At 49.0% G+C, this 2,719-nt stretch carries 3 protein-coding genes; 1 reads left to right on the plus strand and 2 read right to left on the minus strand.

Annotation, left to right across the window (positions count from 1 at the left end):
- Window positions 1-406 (plus strand): WD40 repeat domain-containing protein (locus KDK18_RS00385; RefSeq protein ID WP_257252391.1); only part of this gene is annotated, 406 nt, incomplete at its 5' end.
- A gap of 205 nt (window positions 407-611) precedes the next feature.
- Here KDK18_RS00385 and KDK18_RS00390 read toward each other — a convergent pair.
- Together KDK18_RS00390 and KDK18_RS00395 are read right to left on the minus strand one after the other, a co-directional pair.
- A complete protein-coding gene (locus KDK18_RS00390) occupies window positions 612-2,348 on the minus strand; it encodes a BatD family protein (RefSeq protein ID WP_257252392.1) in 1,737 nt (578 codons plus the stop codon).
- A partial coding sequence (locus tag KDK18_RS00395) for a hypothetical protein (protein WP_257252393.1) occupies window positions 2,342-2,719 on the minus strand: 378 nt, incomplete at its 5' end. The genes KDK18_RS00395 and KDK18_RS00390, both read right to left, overlap by 7 nt.

The following is a 2,719-nucleotide window of genomic DNA, read 5'->3' on the forward strand; positions in this document are numbered from 1 at the left end:
TCTCACTGTCTGCCATGCTAAACAAGCCTCCATTCTCCATACAGGTCCAGTCAAATCAGCCACCTTCAGTCCCGATGGTCGCCATGTGGTGACCGCCAGCAAGGATGGCACGGCGAAAATCTATGGTCTTAAGACTGGAGGATCATGGGTAGAGAGAGCCACTATTTCCCATAATCGTCGCGTCAAATCAGCCACGTTCAGCAACGACGGCTGCCTTGTGTTGACCGTCAGTAAGGATGGTAATGCGAGAATCATTGGTCAGGAGAGTCATGGGGCATGGGTCGAAAAAGCCATCATTGTCCATAAACGTAAGATCAAATCAGCCATCTTCAGCGCCGATGGACACCATATATTGACCATCAGTAGCAATGATAAAGTGCGAGTTAATAAACTACGGATGAAATAATGATTGTTTGCCGTGGCAAATAAAAGGGGCGCCATTATAACGCATTAATTTTGAACATCCTTGCTAATCGAAGGGGAGCACAGTCTTATTTTTAGTCCAGGTGCTCAAGCTGACCAGAATATGCAGGAAGAGCTTTTTTAGCATGGCAGTCAGTGAGAGGTGTAGAAAGTTAAATAGTGAGGCTCCTGAGAGCCTCCGATGAGTTTTAATCCGGATAGAGGCTGTTAAGACCGTTTTGATGGCTTGATTCACCGTTCTTTTGCTCTTTGCGCAGTTGTTTACACAGTGATATCAGTGCCTTTGTATCGAGCTTTTGTTCATGGCCGGAATAGAGGTTGGCTTCAAGCCGATTGAATGAAGTCACCAATGGATCACTGTTGAGTTTTTTCAAACACCTATCCATAGTCGTCAATCTTGAATTGCCAGACAGAGTTTGCACCCATTTAACAAAGCATCCGCGGATCTGATTGAGGTCTTCGGTATTGCAGGCGCTTTCAAACTCTTGCCAGGCTTCTTTCTCACTGAATCCCTGGGATTTAGGAATGTCAGAAGACTCAACCGCTGGCTTTTGAGAAGACCTGCATCGCCACAAAACCAATAAAGTGATCAGCCAGAGTAATCCAAACAGGGCAGATAATGAAGGCCATAGCCAGAAGGGCCTCTGGGTAGTGATATTAGCAATAGCAGGTGGACAGACTGTTTCTTCAGTCTTTTCGGTGGTTTGGACTGGAATCTCAGGGGTTGTTGTCAGTACTTCAGGGTTTTCTGAAGGATGCACGGTAATGGTTTTGGCAGGAATCGTAGCGACTTTCTCGGTCTGGGCATCGGTATCAAACCATTGATACTGCACCGGAGGGAGTTCAATTTTTCCGGGACGGGTTGGAATCAGAGCGATGGCTTCTATTCGGCTGCCAATAACACCCGAGTCAGTCGCTTTATCGTCGGACGTGGACTTGTCCGTGTAGGCACTGACGCCATCGAGTTTAGGCATAGTCACAGCAGGCAGCTGGACCCCCGTGAGTCCTTCAGCTTCTACGACGATGGTTCGAGTAATGGCGTCGCCTACCTTGATCTTGTCCAATGGTGCACTCCAGCCATCGGTCAGGGTCAGTTTTCGTGCAGGCAGCCAGACCGAACCTTTAAAGCTCTCTGGTTGTGGCCGGACGTTGAGGGTGATTTCGGCAGATCGAGCCGCAACGGGTTTGCCACTCATTGAAAAAATACTGCCAAAACTGTCCCGGCGGTCGTCAGGCATGGTGGCTGAAAAGGTAAGGCCGGGAATGTCCACCGAACCTGGTTTTTGAGGATGAATCGAGAAATTCAGCTCAAAGACACCGTACCGGGTTCCGTCCAGAACTGTCTCATAATTTCGGGTTTCACCCAGTTGCTGCACAATAGCACCATCAATATTCAGAGGTGAAAGTCGACGGTCGTCGTAAAGCTGGACCCGGTAGTAAATCTTCAGGGTCAGGATCACCTCTTGCTGAACATATGGTTTTTCGTCACTGACCTCGGTGCGAATGAAAACCGGGTCAATACCCCCCGGTCCGGCTTTCTGTTCAGTGGGCGTGTCAGATACTTCCAATCGGATAGCTTTAGAAGTCATGCCATCCAGCTGCAGGCTGGGTATCAGCAAACGGCCGGATTTTTTAGGGGAAAGGGTGACGACCCAGTCTCGCCAGGATTCGTTTCTGCCATTAATGATGCGAATCTGGCGACTTTGTCGAGTCCCCAGTATGTCAAAGTCATTTTCCAGAGGTGACAAATCAGGGGCAGCACTGGTGTCACTATCGGTTCTGAGTGTGAGTTCCAGAGTTTCGTATCCTGCCAGATGAGTCCGGTCAACAGAGGCGGTCAGGGCAACCATCGCCTGGACAGAAAGAATTAATCCTGTCATCAGGACCAGTATTTTACTGAGTTTGGAAAAGATCGAGTTCACCATGACTGCTCCTGTTGTCTTTTTTGCTCTCTCTGTTGTTGCTGAAGGAATTTTCGCCTAAGTAGACCACCGGGGTCGTCTGGTATGGTTTTTAACCAGTTTTCAATGGCCTGCTGATCCGGGCTGGTGGTTTGCTGTTGTTCAAGAGAACCCAGTGCCTGTTGCTTCTGATCGCCCTGTTTTTCAGGTTCTCCAGTCTGGGCCTTTTGCAGCTCTTGGTTCTCTGCTGGCTTCCGTTGTTCAGACTTTTGATCCTGTTCACCAGAGAGAGAATGCTCTTTCTGATCTTCCTGTTGCTGTTCGCCAGACCGGGATTCAGAAGAGGATGCTTGCTCCTGGTTTTGTTGACCAGCGTTTTGCGGGTTCTGCTGTTG

The sequence above is a fragment of the Endozoicomonas sp. SESOKO3 genome (assembly GCF_024606255.1).

Bases quoted from the DNA above. Each gene is read 5' to 3' on its own strand.
- KDK18_RS00390 (WP_257252392.1), bottom strand. From the start codon at position 2,348: ATGGTGAACTCGATCTTTTCCAAACTCAGTAAAATACTGGTCCTGATG.